We start from the raw sequence: 18,423 nt of genomic DNA on the forward strand, positions 1-18,423 counted from the left end.
TGCTGTACCGATGGTCCTGTCAGGCCGTCTCGCCGGGCTCCCGGGCCGACCGCCTGCGCTCCGACCCTGAAGGGACGCCTCCGCCGTGAAGACCCCCGCGTACGTCACAGGGACGCTGACGGCACTGCTCCTGTTCCTCGCCCCCGGCGCCCCGGCTCACGCGTCGGGCGCCGGAGCGCCGGAGAGGCCGGAGACGGTCGTCGCCCTCACCTTCGACGACGGGGACGCCACCCACGTACTGGCCGCGCACATGCTCCGGGAGCGGGGCATGCGGGGCACCTTCTACGTCAACAGCGCCACCCTCGGCGGCGAGCGCAAGCTGACCCGCCGTCAGCTCAGGGCCATCGCCGAGGCCGGCCACGAGATCGGCGGGCACACCCTCGACCACACCCGCCTGACCGAGCTGACGCCAGAGCGCCGGCGCGAGCAGATCTGCGACGACCGCAAGGCGCTGCTGGCCATGGGCCACCGGGTCACCACGCTGGCCTACCCGTTCGGCGCGGTCGACGCCGACGCCATGCGCACCGCCCGGCAGTGCGGCTACAGCGCGGCCCGCACGGTCGGCGGGCTCCGGTTGTGGGACTGCCCCGCCTGCCCGGCCGCCGAGCCCCTTCCGCCGCGCGACCCCTTCCGCGTCCGCACCCCCGGCTCGATCCGGGACACCACCGTGCTGCGCCAGCTCAAGCAGCAGGTCTACAACGCAGAGAAGGGCGGCGGCGGGCTGCTGCCGCTGGTGCTCCACCGCGTCTGCGACGACTGCGGCGTCTACTCGACCTCTCCGGCCGTCCTGGGCGCCTTCCTCGACTGGCTGGCCACCCGCAAGAGCCGCGGCACGACCGTGAAACCCTTCGGCGCCGTGTTCGGAGCCCCGGTCAGCCGGTGAGGGTGGCGGTGGGACGGAAGCCGTCCCACCGCTCGACGGCCCGCTCCAGGAACCACTCGGCCGGCTCCTGCCAGGTGTGGCGGCCGGGCTCGCCCCTGCGCATCATGAAACCGAGGCCGTGAGTCTGGTAGATCCGCCCCCCGGCCTGCCGTACCGCCTGGAGGATCTGGCCGTCGACCGTCCTGGGGATGGGCCGGAAGCCGCCGACCGCGCCGAAGACGTCCCGGGGCATGAATATTGTGCCGCCCGCGACGAAGGGCTGCCACGTCTCGCCGGCCCACCGGTGCCTGACGGTCGTGTCGGCCTCCTGGAGGTAGAACAGCTCGGCCGGCGTGCCGGTGACCTCGGCCCCGGTGCAGAGGCGGGCCAGGTGCAGGTCGGCCAGGTGGTGCGGGCCGTACCAGTCGTCGTCGTCCCACTTGGCGAGGTAGTCGCCGCCCGCCCGGGCGGCGGCCAGGTTGAGCACCTCGCCGAAGGGCGTCGTCGCGTCCGTCTCGACCACGGTCACCGGGTACGGCCCCGCCCCGGAGACGTCACCGGGGGAGAAGCCGTGGGCGGCGAGTACGACCTCGACGTCGACCAGGCGCTGCCGGGCGATCTGGGAGAGCGCGAAGCCCAGCATCTCCGGCCGCCGCGTGGCCAGCAGCACCGAGACCTCCGGGGGGCGGGCCGGGGCGCGGCGGCCGTGCGCGAGCAGGGCGGTGCGGCGCAGCTCGATGCTGTGCTCCTCGCGGCGGAGGTCGTCGGAGAGCAGTTCGGGGGAGGAGGCGCCGATCAGGCGGGCCGTCTCCTCGCCGAGCGCGGAGCGGGCTTCGGCGGGGATCCGCGAGGTGAGCAGCGGAACCCCGGCGGCGGCCAGGGCGACGACGACGTCCACGGGATCGGGCTCGCCGTCGGCCCATTCGACGCGTACGGCGCGCAGCGGGCGGAGCCGGGCCACGTCGACATCGGTGACCCGGCCGGGGAACGCTGTCACCGGCCCGCCGTCGAGCACGACCTCCCAGCCGTCCGCGCGCCGTACGAGATCGGCGACGCCCAGCTCCGGCGCGGCCGAGAACCCGGCGGGGTTGACCACCAGCTCGTCCACGGAGAGGGGCGGGCGGGACGGCCGCTCGCCCGCCCGCGGGACCGGGGCGCCCGCCATCGAGGTGAGGACGGCCGCGACCGGGACGGGCACCCGGAAGCGCGCCTCGGCGATCCAGCCGGACTCACCGTGCGCGGCCAGCCGGAGCGAGTCGAGGGCCCGGGTGGCGAAACCCGTGCCGGCCACGGGGGAGGGCGGGCCATGCCACTGCGGGGCCTCCACGACGTGCACCACCAGCAGCCGGGCCGAGGGCAGCCGGAGCGTGCCCGCCGCGACCCGGCGCAGGTCTGCGGGGGTCCTGACGATCACCGCCACCCCGTCCACCAGGGAGGGGGACGGCCCGGTCCCCTCCTGCGCGGAGACCTCCGGAACCGCTCCCGCCGGAAGGGAGGACGATGTCACGGCCTCCACGGGGAAGGGGGGCGTCTGCGGCCGGTCGAGGTCGAGCAGGCGGGCGGTGGGCGGCAGGGGGCCGACGGTCTCGGCGGGGCGGGGGAAACCCGCGCAGGCCACCAGGGCGCTCGCCAGCCGGGAGGGGGCGAGCACCTCGCCGATCGTGGCGCGGACCTCAGCCGTCATCGGTGATCCGGGACCGGCGCACGGTCCTGCCGACGGCGCGCAGGAACGGGGCGCGCTCGGTGAGCTTGCGCCGCCAGCGGTGGCGGAGCCTGCGCAACTGGGCCAGTTCGCGCCGCCACTGCACGGCCGACCGGCGCCACCGGGAGGCCTCGGCCTTCCACCTCGCCGCCTCCTCGCGGTGCCCGGCGGCCTCGGCCTTCCACCGGGCGGCCTCGGCCTTCCACCTCGCCGCCTCACCCCGCAGCCGGTCGGTCTCGGCGTTCGAGCGCGAGGTGCTGGGCTTCGCGGCGGCCGAGGCCGGCAGGAAGTCCCACATCTCGCCGCTGGTCCAGCGGACGCCGAACGTCACGTGGACCACGTCGTCCAGTGCCTCGCCCTCGGCGGCGAGCAGCCGGGCGCGGGTCATGGCGGCGGTCCGCTCCAGTCGCGCCGTCACCAGGTCGTCGTGGCCGTCCAGGACGACGTCGACCACGCCCGCGCAGTCGGTGTCCGCGTCGGCGGTCAGCCGCCGCAGGCTGTCGGGGCCCGGCACCCAGCCGGCCGGCAGCAGGAACCGGAACATCGCGGGCGCGGAGTCCTCGCCCGGCTCCTCGGCGAAGGAGACCCTGCCGTCGTGCTCGTAGGTGGCGCGGGCCAGCCGCAGATCCAGCAGCGGGTCGTCGAGCGGGGAACGCCGGTGCGAGGTGAGCGTGCTCCAGGGGCCGGCGAGCGTCACCGCGACGTCGGGCAGGGTCGAGGCCAGAACGCCGTCCACCGTCGCGCGGACGTCCTCGTAGCGGGCGCCGGCGGCGTTCACCACCACGTCCACGTACGGCACCAGCCTGCGGCGGCTGGGATGGGTCCGCAGCCAGCGCAGCTCGGGGACCCGTTCGGCCAGCAGCGGCCAGTTGTGCCGCTTGACCTCCGCCTCGCGGGTGCCGACGGTGTGCAGCCCCAGGTGGCGGCTGCGCGCCCGGGCCTCGGGGACGAACACCGCGCCCCTCTGGGAGAGCCGGTAGCCGAGTTCGGTGTCCTCGCCCAGGACCAGGGAGGTGTCCATCCCCCCGGCCGCCCGCAGCAGCCGGGCGGTGACCGAGGCGGTGGCCCCGCAGTGCACGTTGTAGGCGTCGATCGGGCAGTCGCGCAGGTCGTCGGTGCGGGCGAGGAACTCCTCGACCCAGCCGTGCGGCTCGGTGGCGTTCTGGTCGAGGAGCTTCTCCGCCCAGTCGCCCGCGACCGCCTCGTGGACCTCCCGGGGCGAGGGCAGGCCCGCGGCCAGGTCGACGAACTTCAGCGAGCCGAGCACCACGAGGTAGTCGGCGAGGTGGTGCCAGCGCAGCTGGGCCTCGACGTGCTCGCGGAAGGGCACCATGTCGGCGTCGAGCCAGTGGATCACCTCGCCTCCGGCCGCGTCGGCGCCGGTCTGGCAGGCCCACGCGCGGCCCCAGCCGCCCGGGCGGCTGGGGATGATCCGGGTGTTCTCCGGACGGATCTCGCCCAGCCGCAGGGCGGGCCCGCCGCCGTCGTCCACGACGATCACCTCGGTCAGGTGCGCCGGGTAGCTCTGCCCGGCGAGCGCCGCGAGTGTGAGGTCGAGGGTCTCCTGACAGCGGTAGGCGGGGATGACGACGCTGACGGTACGGCTCGGCGTCCAGCACCCGAGCTCGGGGGGCGTGAGCGAGCCGTGGTCGTTGAGCCGGACGCGCGGCTGGCCGCCGGCGGCCGGGAGCCGCCCCGCGGCGGGGAGTCCCGGTCCGGGCGGTCCCGTCAGGGGAGGCCGTTCCGTCATCGGGGGCCGTCCGGTTCCATCAGCCGGCCGGGGTGGAAGCCCCGCCACTGCCGGACCGTCTTCCGGTCGAGGAAGTTGCCGATCGGGGCCTTCCAGGTGTGCCCGGAGGACGGCTGGCGGCGCAGGATGTAGCCGAGCCCGTGGCCCTGGTAGATCCGCCCGCCGGCCTGCTGGACGGCCTGCAGCAGTTGCCCGTCCTCGGTGAGACCGATGGGCCGGAAGCCCCCGACGTCCTCGAAGACGTTCCTGGGCATGAACAGGGTGCCGCCCGCGACGAAGTTCTGCCAGGTCTCGGTGTTCCAGTGGCGTTGCACGGTCGTGTCGATCTGCTCCAGGTAGACGAACTCGGCCGGGGTCCCGGTCAGGTCGGCGCCGGTGTACAGGAGGGCGAGGTGCTGGTCGGCCAGGTGGTCGGGGCCGTACCAGTCGTCGTCGTCCATCTTGGTGAGGAACGCCCCCGAGGCCCGGGCGGCCGCCTCGTTGAGCACCGTGCCGAACGGCAGGCCCGCGTCGGCCTCGTACACGGTCACCGGGTGGGGGAAGGCGGCGACGGCCTCGGCGACGCCGGGGGCGGAGGCGGAGATGCCGTGCAGGGACAGCACCAGCTCCAGGTCGACGCCGCGCTGCCGGGCGACCTGGGACAGGGCGAAGGGCACCATGTCCGGCCGGCGGGTGGCCAGCAGCACCGAGACCGAGGGCGCGGCGGGGCGGGGGAGGCCGGCCTCGGCGGCGAGCTGCTCCCACCGGGCCCGGCTGCCGTGCGTGCGCAACGCGCAGCGGCGCAGCTCGACGCTGTGCTCCTGCCGGTGGAGGTCGTCGGCCAGTCGCTCGGGGGTCGCGCTTCCGAGCAGTTCGGCGAGCCGCCCGCCGAGCAGGGGAGCCGCCCAGGTGGGCACGCCCGGGCCGGTCAGCGGGACTCCGGCGGCGGCGAGGCCGGTGATGACGCGGGCGGCGGCGACGGGGCCGGTGTGGGCGGGACGCCAGTCGACGGAGATCCCGCGCAGCGGGCGGAGCCGGGCGACGTCGTCATCGGTGACGCAGCCGGACGCGGCGAAGGCGACCAGGCCGACGCCGTCGAGCACGACGTGCCAGCGGCCGGACTCCTGGGTGAGGCGCGCGATCCCGAGCTCCGGCGCGGCGGAGAAGCCGGCCGGGTTCACCGAGCGCTCGTCCACCGGCGGCACCGCCGACGGGCCCGACAGGTCGAGGCCCGCGCCGAGATCGCGGCCGCCCGGCCGGCCGAACCTGGCCCAGTCGGTCATGCCGGGTCCGGGCCGCTCGGCGGCGGTCACCTCCGGGTCGGACCATTCGCCGGTCCCGTCACCGACGGTCCGCAGCGCGAGATCGCAGCCCGGGGCGGCGGGCCGGGCGGGCACCGGACCGGTCACGTCCGCCAGCGTGGCGTTGGGGTCGGCCGGGCGCCAGTGCGCGACCCCGCTCCCGGCGAGGGCGGCGACCGGCTGGGGCATCGTGTCCGGGCGGCCCGGGGTGAAGGCGCGGGCCGCGGTGAGCAGGACCTGCCCGGCCTGCATGTGGCCGGAGAACCGGGCGTCCACCGACCAGGAGCGCTCGCCGACGCGGGTGACCCGCCAATCTTGGACGGTGCGCCAGTTGACGTGGGCGGAGGCCGCGGCGAGCGGCGCGTGGCGCAGGTGCGGCGTGCGGGCCACCATGACGGTGGTGCGCAGGGCCTTGGGCAGCAGCGCGTGCAGGGTGACCGCCCGGCGCAGGTCCGTGAGCGTGCGCGCGAGCACGGCGACCCGGGCGACGGGGGACCCTCCGAGGGGCGCGCCGACCGGGACGGTGTCGAGGTCCACGATCGTGACCTCCGGGCGGCCCGCGGCCCGGGCGCAGGGGGCCTCGTCGAACCCCACGTGGCACAGGAGCAGTGCGCCGGGGTCCTTCAGGAGGGAGGAGACCAGCCGGTCGGTCGTCTGGTCACCCATGCCGCCCCCCGCGGACGCCGGGGTCCTCGTCCGGTCCGGGGTCGAGCTCGCGGGAGAGCCGGTAGATCGCCGGGGCGACGCGCTCGCGAAGCTCGGAACCGATCTCCAGGAGCAGGCCGGCATGGGCGGAGCTGCGGCTCATCGCCTCGATCCGGTCCTCGCCGAGCGCGCCCAGGATGCTGGTGGCGCTCGTGGCGGTGCGGGTCTCCACCTGGCGTACGGACGTGTCCAGCCGGTCGACGGCCGCGGTCAGCCGGGCCAGGTCGGAGCGGAGCCCCCTGATGTCGGCGCGCGCGGGCTCGAATCGCTGGTTCAGGGCCACGACCTTGCGGTCCAGGCGGAGGACCTTGCCGTCGGCCCGCCGGACGGCCAGCAGGTTCATGCCCAGCAGGCCGAGCGCGGCGAAGGCCAGGGCGAGCTGAACCGCGGTGGCGGCGTCCAGGGCGCCGGTGAGGACCAGCGCGAGGAGAGCCGAGCCTCCGGCGGCCCCCAGAGCCGCGATCATCACGCCAAGACGACGAGGCGTCATAGAACGCATGAACGGACCTTTCGGGACGGGGGAGGCGGCGGGACCCCGGACCGCGGGGCGCGGCCGACAGGGTGAGACTTGCGTGATTTTAGTCGAGTGAAGTGGCTTCAGGGATGTTTTGTCCTTGAAGGAACCTGGAGAAGTGCTGTGAAATAGGTAAAGAAGGGTCTGGTGGATCATGGCATTGGGTGATTCTGGGCTTAGCTAAAGTTGGCGCTCGTACAGTGACGAATCCGCGCGAGACGCCGCGTAGTCAGGAACCATCCCCATGGCAGCTGTCATCGGCCTCGGCTCGCACGAGGCCGGTCCGAGCCCCCAGGGCTTCGTGCGGACCCCGTCGGCCGGGACCGCCGACCTGCGCTGGACGGACGGCCGGTGGGCGGTTCTCCCGGAGGTTCCCGCGGGAGAGCTGCGCTCGCTGCGCGGCCTGCGCGTGCGCTGGCCCGAGGACGCGGAGCAGGGGGCGCGGTCCCTCCCCGGGCTGCTCGACCTCGCCGCGGCCGGCGTGCCGCTGCACGCGGAGGAGGTCCCCTCCTGGGCCGTGCGGGCCGATCCCGTGCTCGCGGAGCTCCTCGCCGACGGCGGCTGGCTCGCCGAGACCTCGCAGGCCACACCGCGCTGCACGGCGGACCTGCGGCGCGAGGAGCACAGCGTTCGGCTGCGCCGCCACGGCCTCGCCCACCGGAGGCGGGCGGGGGGCGATCGGACGGGCACGCCGAAGGTCAGCGTCGTGATGTCCAGCATGCGCCCGCATCTGCTGGAGACCGCGCTCGCCCAGATCGCCCGGCAGCGCGGGGTGGAGACCGAAGTCCTGCTGGGCCTGCACGGCGTCCCCGCCGGCCACGAGGCGGTACGGCGGGCGCTCGGGAGCTGCCCCCTCCCCGTCACCGTGGTCGAGGCCGGCGCCGCGACGCCGTTCGGGGAGGTGCTCAACCTGGCCGCCGCCCTGGCGTCCGGCGACTACGTCGCCAAGTGGGACGACGACGACTGGTACGGTCCCGAGCACCTGTCCGACCTCCTGCTCGCCCGCTCCTACTCCGGGGCGGACATCGTGGGGACCGCGGCCGAGTTCTTCTACCTGGAGCCCCTGGACGTCACGGTCCGGCGCACCGACTACACCAGCGAGGTCTGGTCCGACCACGTGGCGGGGGGCACGATCCTGCTGGACCGGGAGCGGTTCCGCCGGAGCGGGGGCTTCCCCGCCCTGTCCGCAGGGGTGGACGCGGCCTTCCTGAAGGCGGCCGGCTCCGCCGGGGCACGCATCTACCGCACCCACGGCCTGGGGTACGTGCTGCGCCGCTCGGCGGGCGCCGAGCACACCTGGAGGCTCCCCCTCGCCCACTTCCTGCGCGTCGCGTCGAACCAGTGGCGGGGATTCCGCCCCAGCCTGATTCTGGAAATGTCATGACAGCACGCATCGTGGGCAACGACTACCGCAGCCTCACCCCGCCCGAGCTGGGGGCCTGGACTCCGTCGCTGCGGGTCAGCGTGGTCATCCCCGCCTACGGGGACCAGGACAAACTCGACCTGGCGCTCGCCGGGCTGGCCGGGCAGAGCTACCCGGCCGAGCTCACCGAGGTCATCGTGGTGGACAACGGCAGCGAGCCGCCGCTGCGCCTGCCCGAGCTCCGCCCGCCCGGCACCCGCCTGGTGACCTGCCCCGTCCCGGGCCGGGCCCACGCCCGCAACGCCGGGCTCCGGGAGGCGGGCGGCGACGTGATCCACTGGCTGGACTCCGACGTCGTCCTGGACCGCCGTTCGGTCGAGGCCCACATGCGCTGGCACCACGCGGCGCCGTACCTCGTGGTGACCGGATACCTGCGCTTCACCCCGGCCGCGCTGCCCGCGCCCGAGGTGGTCGCCGCCGCCGACGACCTGGCCAAGCTCTTCGAGCCCGCCGAGCCGCACGCCTGGCTGGTGGACCTGATCGAGCGGACCGACGGCCTCACCGACAACCCGGGCCGCGCGTTCAGCCTCCACGTGGGCGGCGCCACCTCGGTCAACGCCGCCCTGCTGGCCCAGGCGGGGCCGATGGACACCGATCTCATCCTCGGCCAGGACACCGAGATGGGCTACCGGCTGGCCCAGGCGGGCGCGGTCTTCGTACCCGAGCCGCTGGCCCGCGCCTTCCACCTCGGCCCGACCATGCGGATGCGCGGCAAGGCCCCGATCGACCGGGTGAGCCACGCGTTCGTCGCCGACCGCATCCCCGCCTACCGCTGGCTCCGCTCCCACCCGAACCGGAACTGGAAGGTCCCCTACCTGGAAGTGGTCGTCGAGGCCGGGCGCGACCGGGGGCCGGGTTACGACGAGGTCCGGGCCACCGTGGACGCGGTGCTCGCGGGAACGGTCCCCGACGTCGCGGTGACGATCGTCGGTCCCTGGGACGACGTGCGGGCCGAGGGCCGCGCCCCGCTGCGCAACCCCGACCTCGACCTGGTGCTGATCCGGGGCCACTACGCCCACGAGCCCAGGGTGCGGACGGCCTCCGGCGCCCGGGGCGCGGCGCCGTACCGGCTCAGGCTGCCCGCGGGGTGGGTGCCGGGGGAGGACAGCCTCGCCCGGCTGCTCGACCTGGCCGGGGACGGGGGGTACGGCCTGGTCTCGGTGCTGCTGGCGGAGGGGCCCGGCAGAGAGGTCGTCGCGGCGAGGCTGGAGCGCACCGCCGCGTTCGCCCGCGCGGCGATCGTGCTGCGGGAGGACGAGGACCTCGACGACGCCGTGGAGGACACCTTCGGCACGTTCTGGGTGGACGGCCAGACCTACGGGTTCACGGCCGAGGCCCGCCCGCTCACCGGCCGCCGCAGCGCCTACCGGGCGCGGGCCGAGGCCGAGGCCGAGGTGGCCCGGCTCACCAAGGAGGTCGAGCGGCTCCGCGGTCAGGTGCTGCGGTGGCGCGAGGAGTCCGGCCGCTGGCGCAAGAGCGCGGTGGAGCTCAGGCGGGAGGTCGGCGCGCTGCGCAAGGAACTCGCGGCGGCCCGGAAGGTCGTGCAGTACGGGCTGCTCTCCTCCGTGAAGCGGGTCATCACCCGTCGCCGGTGACCAGGCCGACCCCGCCGAGGAAGTAGTCGCCGACGTTCCGGTAGGGCACCGCGTCGCCGGGCGCGGGACGCCACTCGGGAAGGTTGACCATGCCGGGGTCGACCAGCTCGAAGCCGTCGAACAACCGGATGACCTCCCTGCTCGTCCGCGGCACGAAGGGCGAGGACGCCCGGTCGTAGACCTGCGTGATCCCCTCGGCCGCCTCGGGCCGGGCGTCGATCACGACGTGGGACATGGCCAGGTAGCTGCCGGGCGCCAGGGCCGAGCGGAACTCGGCGATGATGCGTTCGGGGCCGTGCTCGTCCGGGATGAAGTGCATGATCGCCAGCAGGAGGACCGCCACCGGCCGCCCGAAGTCGATCGCCGCGCGGACGTCCGGATTGTCGAGGATCTCCTTGGGACGGCGCAGGTCCCCCTCGACGATGGACACCCGCTCGTTCTTGCCCAGGATGGCCCGGCCGTGGACCAGCACCGTGGGGTCGTTGTCGACGTAGACCACCCGGGCGCCGGGGGCGACCTGGTGGACGTTGTCCTGGGTGGGCAGCCCCGCGCCGATGTCGAGGAACTGGTCGATGCCCTGCTCGGCGAGGAAGCCGACGGCGCGCTGGAGGAAGGCGCGGTTGGACCGGGCGCTGTGGCGGATCTCCGGGATGACGGCGAGCGCCTTCTCGGCGGCCTCCCGGTCGGCGGGGAAGTTGTCCTTGCCGCCCAGGAAGTAGTCGTACATTCGCGCGATGTTGGGGATGTGCGTCTGGATGCCGATGGGGGGCTGCTCGGTCACGTGCCGCTCCAATGACAACATTTCTTGAACTGTCGTGATCATAGCCACTTGAACACTGGAGAAGTGACCACCGAGCTGGCAAGATCACGCCATGGCCGCCTCCCCCCCGCGCCGCGTCCTCGGTCTCGACCTCGCCGACGGCATCGGCCGCGGCAACATGTGGGCCTGTCTGTCCATGGCGTTCGCCGCGACGGCGGTGATCTCCTTCCTGCCCGCCGCGCAGCCGTACATCCTCAGCGGCGTCCTCGGCGTGGCCAAGGGCGACCAGGGAAAGATCGTGGGTCTGCTCGGGGTCGCGGCCGAGATCGCGATGATCGCGAGCCTGGCCTGGTACGGCGCGCTGGCCGACCGGTACGGCAGGCGGCCCGTCGTGCTGGCCGGTTTCGTCCTGTGCGCGCTCGGCGCCGCGCTGTTCCCCTTCGCCGGGAACACCACCGTGCTCGTCGCGCTGCGGGTGGTCTTCGCCCTCGGCGTCGCCGCGCTGAGCGGCATGCTCTCCACGGTGGCCATCGACTACGTCCGGGACTCCTCGCGGGGGCGGTCCTACGGCCTGATCGGCCTGTTCAGCGGGCTCGGCGCGATGGTCGCGGTGCTGGCCCTCGTCCGGCTCCCCAAGATCCTGGAGGACGGGGGGACGGCCCCCGTCACCGCGGCCCGGCTCTCGTTCCTGATCATCGCGGCGGTCGTCCTGGCAGTCGGCGTCCTGATGTGGTTCACCCTCTCGAAGCGGCGGGTGAGCGCCGCCGCCGAGCGCGTCCGGCTGGTCCGGCTGGTCCGGGAGGGCCTCGCGCTGGCCCGCGACCCCGGGGTCGCCCTGTCGTACGCCGCGGGGTTCGTGGCCCGCGCCGACCTGGCCGTCGTCGCGGGGTTCATGTCCCTGTGGGTGGCCGACCACGCCCGCACCGAGGGCGGACTGTCCGGCGCCGAGGCGCTGGCCAGGGCCGGGGCCGTGGTCGGGATCGCGCAGACCACGGCCATGCTCGCCGCCCCCCTGTTCGGCTGGCTCGGCGACCGGATGCGCCGCCAGGACGTGGTCATCCTCGCCCAGGCCCTCGCCGCCGCGGCGTACCTGTCCACACTCCTGGTCTCCGACCCGCTCGGTTCCGGGATGATGGTCACGGCCGTGCTCGTGGGCCTGGGCGAGATCGCGGTGATCACCACCGCCGGGCCGCTCCTGGCCCAGCAGGCCCCCGCCTCCGTACGGGGCTCCGCCTACGGCGTGCAGACCCTCTGCGGAGCGGTCGGCATCCTCACCGTCTCCGGCCTCGGCGGCTACCTCTACGACGCCTGGCGGCCCGCCGCGCCGTTCGTGGTCGCGGGCGTCGCGGGCCTGCTCGTCGTGGCGTTCGGGCTCGCGGTACGGCACCGCGTCGCGCCCCTGTCCGAGCAGGACGACACGCCCGTCACCGCTCCGGCGTGACGGGCGCCGGGCCGCGGTCCGGCGCCCGTACCCAACCTCTGCGGTCAGTGCAGCTAGTCCGCGCGGATCGCGTCGCGGAGGCGGGCCAGCAGGGAGCGCGGCTCCCCGGGCGCGGGACCCGCGGACCGGCTCGCGGGGGCGCGCCCGGCCGCTTCCGGCCTCCTCGTCGCAGGCCTCCCGGCGGCGGGCCGCTGGGGCGGCCAGAACTCCGCCCGCGTGCCGTGCCGTACACCGTGGGTGTCCTTGATCGAGGCGACCACATCGTCCGCACCGAGCAGCCGGGCCCGGCCCAGCGCCTCGGTCCGCTCCAGCGCGGCCGTGCCGTCATCGGAGAGGTCGACCACCAGGAGCCCCGACCGGTCCTCCTGGATCGCGCCGATCATCCGCTCCAGGCAGTCGCGGCCCAGCGGGACCGAGACCGGGCCCGTGTAGCGGAACGGGATCGGCGCGGGGGTGGGGGAGACCTCGTCGGCCAGCCGCACCCGCTCGTCGTGGGCGAAGTGCTCGCGCATCAGGCGCAGTTCGAAGGCGGGGTCGTCGAGCACCCGGCGGCGCCCCTCCGGCAGCCGCGACCAGGGGGCGACCAGGGTGACCACCACGTCGCTCACCGATCCCTCCAGAGCGGCCCCCACCGCCCTGCGCACCTGCTCCTCGGTCGCCTCGCCCACGTGCAGGACCACCTCGACGTACGGCACCAGCCACTGCCGTCCCCGGTCCTTGCGCAGGTCCCGGCGGAGCGGCACCCGGTGGGCCAGATAGGGGGCGACCGCGCGGACCGCCCGCTGCCGGTCGCGGCGCTGCGCGGGAAGCCCGAGATGCACCGCCTGGGCCTCCATGTCGGGGATGAAGACCACGCCGTGCTGGGCCAGCCGGTAGGCGAGCTCGGTGTCCTCGCCCCGCGGCACGGCGGGGTCGAAACCGCCCACGGCGCGGAAGACCTCCCGGTGCATCGAGATCGTCGGCCCGGTGCACACATGGTAGGGGTTGCGGCTGCTGCGCAGGCCGTTGGTGCGGGCGATCGTCTGCTCGGTGGAGCTGTTGAGCGCCCCGGACAGGTCGACGACGGACTCCACCGAGCCCGCGCGCACGGCCTCGTGGATCCCGGCGGGTGTCAGCGCGGGCTCCTCGACGAACCTCTTCGCGCCGATGGTGACCAGGTGGCCGGCCAGGTGGTGCCAGCGGGCCAGCGCCTCGATGTGCTCGCGGCAGACGAGCATGTCGGCGTCGAGACGCTGCAGGATGCGGCCGTCGGCGAGGGCGGCGCCGCTGTTGAACGCGTGCGCGATGCCCCAGCCTCCGGGGGCCGCGGCGACGATCCGGGTCGCCGGCGGGACGATCTCCGGCAGGCGCAGCGGCGGCTCGCTGCCGTCGTCGACCACGATCACCTCCATGAGGTGGTCCGGATAGGTCTGCGCGGCCAGCGCGGCGAGGGTCAGGTCGAGGCGGTGCTGCCCGCCGTACGCGGGGATGACCACGCTCACCGGCAGGGAGGGAGCCCAGGCGCCGATCGCGGGCGGGTCCAGCGGGGAGTAGTCGTTGTGCCGGATCGCGGGAGGACCCGGCGCCGGGTGGTGGTCGTACCGTCCCGAGGGCAGGCCGATCGCCGCTCCGCCCGTCATGATGTCGTGCCCCTTGTCCGCGTTCCCGCTCGTCAAGACCTGTCGACCTTACCCGCGGTTCCTTAGTGTTCTCTGAGAGCCTTCCCTGGAGGACGCCTGAGATGTCCAGTTGGTGGACATCGGATCCCGGGGGCCAGACGGTTGCCCGTAGACTCGGTGCCCAACACCGCAGGTAGAACGCGCACCGCCAGCCGTGCGCGGGAGGAGCAATCATGACCAGGGCGTGGCGTGGCCTCATCGAGGAGTACCGTGACCGACTTCCGGTGACCACGGCGACGCCCGTCGTCACCCTCCTGGAGGGCGGCACGCCGCTCGTCCCGGCGCACCGGGTCTCCGCGCTGACCGGCTGCGACGTCTACCTGAAGGTCGAGGGCCTGAACCCGACCGGCAGCTTCAAGGACCGCGGCATGACGATGGCCATCAGCAAGGCCGTCGAGGACGGCGCGAAGGCCGTCATCTGCGCCTCAACCGGCAACACCAGCGCCTCCGCCGCCGCCTACGCGGTCCGCGCGGGCCTGACCTGCGCCGTGCTCGTGCCCCGGGGCAAGATCGCGATGGGCAAGCTGGCCCAGGCGCTGGTCCACGGCGCGAGGCTGCTGCAGGTCGAGGGCTCGTTCGACGACTGCCTGGAGATGACCAGGAAGCTCTCGGAGAACTACCCCATCGCGCTGGTCAACTCGGTGAACCCGTTCCGGCTCCAAGGCCAGAAGACCGCCGCCTTCGAGATCGTGGACACCCTCGGCGACGCGCCCGACATCCACTGCATCCCCGTCGGCAACGCCGGCAACATCTCGGCCTACTGGATGGGCTACACCGAGTACGCCGGGGACGGCGTCGCCACGAAGACGCCCCGGATGTTCGGCTTCCAGGCGAGCGGCTCCGCGCCGATCGTCAACGGCGCCCCGGTGACCCACCCGCACACGATCGCCACCGCGATCCGCATCGGCAACCCCGCCTCCTGGCAGCTCGCCGAGGCCGCGCGCGACGAGTCCGGCGGCGTCATCCAGGCCGTCACCGACCGGCAGATCGCCGCCGCCTACAAGCTGCTGGCGCAGGAGGAGGGCGTGTTCGTCGAGCTCGCCTCCGCGGCGAGCGTGGCCGGCCTGCTCCAGGCCCACGAGCAGGGCCTGGTCGAGCCCGGCCAGCGCATCGTCTGCACCGTGACGGGCAACGGTCTCAAGGACCCCGACTGGGCCATCTCCGGCGCCCCCACCCCGCTCACGATCCCCATCGACGCCCACGCTGCGGCCTCCGCGCTCGAGCTCGCCTGACCCGGTCCCGTCCTCGCCTGCCGGCGCGGCACGGCGAGCCACAAGGAGATGAATGATCAATATCCATGGCGGCAGGGTCGTCGTCCGGACCCCCGCGACCAGCGCCAACCTGGGGCCGGGATTCGACTCGCTCGGGCTTGCGCTCGGCCTCCACGACGAGGTGGAGGTCGAGATCACCTCGACGCCGGGCCTGGTCGTCGAGGTGACGGGGGAGGGCGAGGGAGAGCTCGACACCGGTGAGGGGCACCTGGTCGTCCGGGCGCTGCGCGCCGCCTTCGACGCCTTCGCGGTACGGCAGCCGGCCGGGATCAGGCTGGTCTGCCGCAACCGGATCCCGCACGGGCGCGGTCTCGGGTCGTCCTCGTCGGCGATCTGCGCCGGCGTCCTCGCGGCCCGGGCGCTGGCCTACCCCGAGTCCGTCGGAGCCGCGGGTGTTCGGGAGGACTCCGGGGGCGTGCTCTCGGACGGCTACGCCCTCACGCTGGCGACCGAGATCGAGGGGCATCCCGACAACGTCGCCCCCTGCATCGCGGGAGGGCTGACGATCGCGTGGATGGAGCAGGCCGGGGTTCCGCGTATGGTGAAACTGGTCCCGCACGCCGGCATCCGGCCCGTGGCCGTCGTCCCCAGGAACCGCCTGTCCACGGAGGTTGCCAGGGGGCTGCTCCCCAAGGACGTGCCGCACGCCGACGCGTCCGCGAACGCCGGCCGGGCCGCGCTGCTGGTCGCGGCGCTGACCGGGCGGCCGGAACGGGAGCTGCTCCTGGCCGCGACCGAGGACCGGCTGCACCAGGACTACCGCGCGCCCGCCATGCCGGACACCGCCGATCTGGTGAAACGCCTGCGCGGCGCCGGGGTGCCCGCGGTCGTCTCGGGGGCGGGTCCCACGGTTCTTGCGTTTTCGACAGCGGATACGCAGGATTTGATCGCACCGGAAGTGGGTACTGACTGGCACATCCAGCCACTGGATGTCGAAACCCACGGTGCGCGCGTTGCCTTTCCCGAGACACGCTGATGCCTCTTCGACCTTCAGGGAATAGCTGTGTGTGCTGGTGATGTTAGGCTGAGAGCCGCACCAGGTGCCCCCGTTTCGGGCGCGTGCTTGTCAGCCACACATCGTCGCACCATGCCCTGTTCCACGGGGTGTGAGCGCCACAGTGGTTTCCCCGAATCCGTCGCCTCCGAATGGCCCACATTCGGTTGGGGCAGCGAGAGGCGGCGTTTCAGGGACATGCGCGTTCGAACCATCTCGACATCTGGTTGCCGGTAGCAATCCGGGGGGTGTCCTCCAAGCCCCACCGTCGGCGAATCTCGATGGTGACGGCATGGGTGCGCCCTTCCCCGACAGTGGCGGCGGCTCTCAAGGGCCGTCGAGGATCGCGACGTGCAACCCGACCCGGTCTTGTCCCACCGGGTCGATCGCACCACCGGGACGATTGGCCGATCGTGGCCACGCCCGACCCCTGGGAAGGACCCATTAGTGAGCGACACCACCGAACTCCTCTCCGACGCCAATGGCACTCAGCCGGCGGCCGGCGACACCCCCACCCGCGCCGCGACCAAGCGTCGTCGCTCCGGCACAGGCCTGTCCGCCATGGTGCTGCCCGAGCTGCAGGCCATGGCGTCCGGTCTCGGTATCAGCGGGACCGGGCGGATGCGCAAGAGCCAACTGATCGCGGCCATCCAGGAGAAGCAGGGCGTCTCCGCGGAGAGCGCCCCGGCCCCGGCCGCGGTCCAGGAGGCCCCTGCCGCCGCCGAACCGGCCGCCGAGCGTCCCGCGCGCAGCCGCAGGGAACGTTCCCGGGCCGCCGCGCCCGTCGCGGAGCCCACGCCCGAGCCGGTGGCGGCCCCCGAGCCGGTCGCCGCCGCCCCCGTCGTGGAGCAGCAGACCGAGGCCGGTCAGCCCGAGGGCCGCCCCGAGCGCGGCGAGGGCCGTCGTGAGCGCGGCGAGCGTCGCGGCCGTGGCGAGCGTCGTGAGCGCGGCGAGGGCCGTGAGCGCGGCGAGGGCCGCGCCGACCAGCGCGCCGCCGACGCGGGCCAGGTCCGCGGCGAGCGCACCGACCGTACCGACCGCGGTGAGCGCACCGACCGCGGTGAGCGCACCGACCGCGGTGAGCGCACCGACCGCGGTGAGCGCACCGACCGTGGCGAGCGCACCGACCGTGGCGAGCGCACCGACCGCGCCGACCGCGGCGAGCGCGCCGACCAGAACCGGGGCCCGCAGGGCCGGGGCGGCGACCAGCACGGAGCCGGCGCGGAGGACGACGAGCGCCGCGGACGCCGTGGCCGGTTCCGGGAGCGCAACCGCCGCGGCCGGGACCGTTTCGACGGCAGCGAGCCCGTGGTCGGCGAGGACGACGTCCTCATCCCGATCGCCGGCATCCTGGACATCCTCGACAACTACGCGTTCGTCCGGACCAGCGGTTACCTGCCCGGCTCCAACGACGTCTACGTCTCGCTGGCCCAGATCCGCCGCAACGGCCTGCGCAAGGGCGACGTCGTGACCGGCGCCGTCCGCCAGCCGCGCGACGGCGAGCGCCGCGAGAAGTTCAACGCGCTCGTCCGCCTCGACACGGTCAACGGCATGGACCCGGAGCAGGCCCGCCAGCGGCCCGACTTCAACAAGCTCACGCCGCTCTACCCGCAGGAGCGCCTGCGTCTGGAGACCGAGCCGAACATCCTGACGACCCGGATCATCGACCTGGTCGCCCCGATCGGCAAGGGCCAGCGCGGCCTCATCGTCTCCCCGCCCAAGGCGGGCAAGACGATGGTGCTCCAGGCGATCGCCAACGCGATCACCCGGAACAACCCCGAGTGCCACCTGATGGTCGTCCTCGTCGACGAGCGTCCGGAAGAGGTCACCGACATGCAGCGGTCGGTGAAGGGCGAGGTCATCCACTCGACCTTCGACCGTCCCGCCGAGGACCACACCACGGTCGCCGAGCTCGCCATCGAGCGGGCCAAGCGCCTGGTGGAGCTGGGCCACGACGTCGTCGTGCTGCTCGACTCGATCACCCGTCTGGGCCGGGCCTACAACCTGGCGGCCCCCGCCTCCGGCCGCATCCTGTCCGGTGGTGTGGACTCCACGGCGCTCTACCCGCCCAAGCGCTTCTTCGGCGCCGCCCGCAACATCGAGAACGGCGGCTCGCTGACGATCCTCGCCACGGCGCTGGTCGAGACCGGCTCCAAGATGGACGAGGTCATCTTCGAGGAGTTCAAGGGCACCGGCAACGCCGAGCTCAAGCTCAACCGCGGCCTCGCCGACAAGCGGATCTTCCCCGCGGTGGACGTCGACGCGTCCGGCACCCGCAAGGAGGAGATCCTCATGTCGAAGGACGAGCTGCAGATCGTCTGGAAGCTGCGGCGCGTGCTGCACGCCCTGGACATGCAGCAGGCTCTGGAGCTTCTCCTGGAGAAGATGAAGGAGACCAAGTCCAACGCGGAGTTCCTGCTCCAGGTGCAGAAGACGACGGTCAGCTCCGACCGCGACTGATCGCTCTC

General features: G+C 73.9%; 13 protein-coding genes. 7 read left to right on the top strand and 6 right to left on the bottom strand.

Features of this window, described 5'->3' with window-relative positions; all coding sequences use genetic code 11:
- The first annotated feature begins 85 nt into the window (after nt 1–85).
- Nucleotides 86–883: a polysaccharide deacetylase family protein gene (locus tag HS041_RS11070; protein WP_196440370.1), complete on the top strand. Its 798-nt coding sequence runs from the start codon at nt 86–88 to the stop codon at nt 881–883.
- Here HS041_RS11070 and HS041_RS11075 read toward each other — a convergent pair.
- The 4 genes from HS041_RS11075 to HS041_RS11090 are packed head-to-tail and all read right to left on the bottom strand — an operon-like array spanning nt 873 to nt 6,765.
- Nucleotides 873–2,546, bottom strand: coding sequence for a glycosyltransferase family 2 protein (locus HS041_RS11075; RefSeq protein ID WP_196440371.1), 1,674 nt, complete (start codon nt 2,544–2,546; stop codon nt 873–875). The two genes, HS041_RS11070 and HS041_RS11075, sit on opposite strands and share 11 nt — an antisense overlap.
- A complete protein-coding gene (locus HS041_RS11080) occupies nt 2,536–4,314 on the bottom strand; it encodes a glycosyltransferase family 2 protein (protein WP_196440372.1) in 1,779 nt (592 codons plus the stop codon). Before HS041_RS11080 ends, HS041_RS11075 begins: the two co-directional genes overlap by 11 nt.
- Nucleotides 4,311–6,260, bottom strand: a complete 1,950-nt coding sequence (locus HS041_RS11085) for a glycosyltransferase family A protein (RefSeq protein ID WP_196440373.1) — start codon at nt 6,258–6,260, stop codon at nt 4,311–4,313. The genes HS041_RS11080 and HS041_RS11085 overlap by 4 nt, the downstream gene beginning before the upstream one ends.
- Nucleotides 6,253–6,765 carry a hypothetical protein gene (locus HS041_RS11090; protein ID WP_196440374.1) on the bottom strand — a complete coding sequence of 171 codons (513 nt, stop codon included), beginning with the start codon at nt 6,763–6,765 and terminating at the stop codon, nt 6,253–6,255. The genes HS041_RS11085 and HS041_RS11090 overlap by 8 nt, the downstream gene beginning before the upstream one ends.
- A 292-nt stretch (nt 6,766–7,057) precedes the next feature.
- Between HS041_RS11090 and HS041_RS11095 the strand changes: the two genes are divergently transcribed.
- Both HS041_RS11095 and HS041_RS11100 read left to right on the top strand, forming a co-directional pair.
- Complete coding sequence (locus tag HS041_RS11095; protein WP_196440375.1) at nt 7,058–8,197, top strand: glycosyltransferase family 2 protein; 1,140 nt, start codon at nt 7,058–7,060, stop codon at nt 8,195–8,197.
- Nucleotides 8,194–9,831, top strand: coding sequence for a glycosyltransferase family 2 protein (locus tag HS041_RS11100; protein ID WP_196440376.1), 1,638 nt, complete (start codon nt 8,194–8,196; stop codon nt 9,829–9,831). The genes HS041_RS11095 and HS041_RS11100 overlap by 4 nt, the downstream gene beginning before the upstream one ends.
- On the opposite strand, the gene HS041_RS11105 is transcribed toward HS041_RS11100, so the two are convergent.
- On the bottom strand, nt 9,815–10,612 hold the full coding sequence (locus tag HS041_RS11105; protein ID WP_196440377.1) for an SAM-dependent methyltransferase: 798 nt from the start codon (nt 10,610–10,612) through the stop codon (nt 9,815–9,817). The genes HS041_RS11100 and HS041_RS11105 overlap by 17 nt on opposite strands.
- Before the next feature lie 91 nt (nt 10,613–10,703).
- Between HS041_RS11105 and HS041_RS11110 the strand changes: the two genes are divergently transcribed.
- Entirely contained in the window at nt 10,704–12,032 is a 1,329-nt protein-coding gene (locus tag HS041_RS11110) for an MFS transporter (protein ID WP_196440378.1), read from the top strand.
- A gap of 53 nt (nt 12,033–12,085) precedes the next feature.
- Here the strand turns inward: HS041_RS11110 and HS041_RS11115 are convergent, their stop codons facing one another.
- Entirely contained in the window at nt 12,086–13,687 is a 1,602-nt protein-coding gene (locus HS041_RS11115; protein WP_230878523.1) for a glycosyltransferase, read from the bottom strand.
- Nucleotides 13,688–13,863: 176 nt separating this feature from the next.
- Here HS041_RS11115 and thrC point away from each other — a divergent pair, with 176 nt between their 5' ends.
- From thrC to rho, 3 genes are all read left to right on the top strand, one after another.
- Nucleotides 13,864–14,922, top strand: coding sequence for a threonine synthase (gene thrC / locus HS041_RS11120; protein WP_196440379.1), 1,059 nt, complete (start codon nt 13,864–13,866; stop codon nt 14,920–14,922).
- A gap of 52 nt (nt 14,923–14,974) precedes the next feature.
- Entirely contained in the window at nt 14,975–15,937 is a 963-nt protein-coding gene (gene thrB / locus HS041_RS11125) for a homoserine kinase (RefSeq protein ID WP_196440380.1), read from the top strand.
- A 465-nt stretch (nt 15,938–16,402) separates the two neighbouring features.
- The gene (rho, locus tag HS041_RS11130; protein WP_196440381.1) at nt 16,403–18,415 is read left to right on the top strand and encodes a transcription termination factor Rho; all 2,013 of its coding nucleotides are present in this window, start codon (nt 16,403–16,405) and stop codon (nt 18,413–18,415) included.
- Nucleotides 18,416–18,423: the final 8 nt, after the last annotated feature.

Origin of the sequence: Planomonospora sp. ID67723 (assembly GCF_015711605.1) — a bacterium.
Classification (GTDB): Bacteria; Actinomycetota; Actinomycetes; order Streptosporangiales; family Streptosporangiaceae; genus Planomonospora_A.

What these genes read in the sequence shown, in the direction of transcription:
- thrC (WP_196440379.1), top strand. Translation starts at nt 13,864, where the DNA reads ATGACCAGGGCGTGGCGTGGCCTCATCGAGGAGTACCGTGACCGACTT.
- HS041_RS11090 (WP_196440374.1), bottom strand. Translation starts at nt 6,765, where the DNA reads ATGATCGCGGCTCTGGGGGCCGCCGGAGGCTCGGCTCTCCTCGCGCTG.
- HS041_RS11085 (WP_196440373.1), bottom strand. Translation starts at nt 6,260, where the DNA reads ATGGGTGACCAGACGACCGACCGGCTGGTCTCCTCCCTCCTGAAGGAC.
- HS041_RS11095 (WP_196440375.1), top strand. Translation starts at nt 7,058, where the DNA reads ATGGCAGCTGTCATCGGCCTCGGCTCGCACGAGGCCGGTCCGAGCCCC.
- HS041_RS11100 (WP_196440376.1), top strand. Translation starts at nt 8,194, where the DNA reads ATGACAGCACGCATCGTGGGCAACGACTACCGCAGCCTCACCCCGCCC.
- HS041_RS11110 (WP_196440378.1), top strand. Translation starts at nt 10,704, where the DNA reads ATGGCCGCCTCCCCCCCGCGCCGCGTCCTCGGTCTCGACCTCGCCGAC.
- thrB (WP_196440380.1), top strand. Translation starts at nt 14,975, where the DNA reads ATGATCAATATCCATGGCGGCAGGGTCGTCGTCCGGACCCCCGCGACC.
- HS041_RS11080 (WP_196440372.1), bottom strand. Translation starts at nt 4,314, where the DNA reads ATGACGGAACGGCCTCCCCTGACGGGACCGCCCGGACCGGGACTCCCC.
- HS041_RS11075 (WP_196440371.1), bottom strand. Translation starts at nt 2,546, where the DNA reads ATGACGGCTGAGGTCCGCGCCACGATCGGCGAGGTGCTCGCCCCCTCC.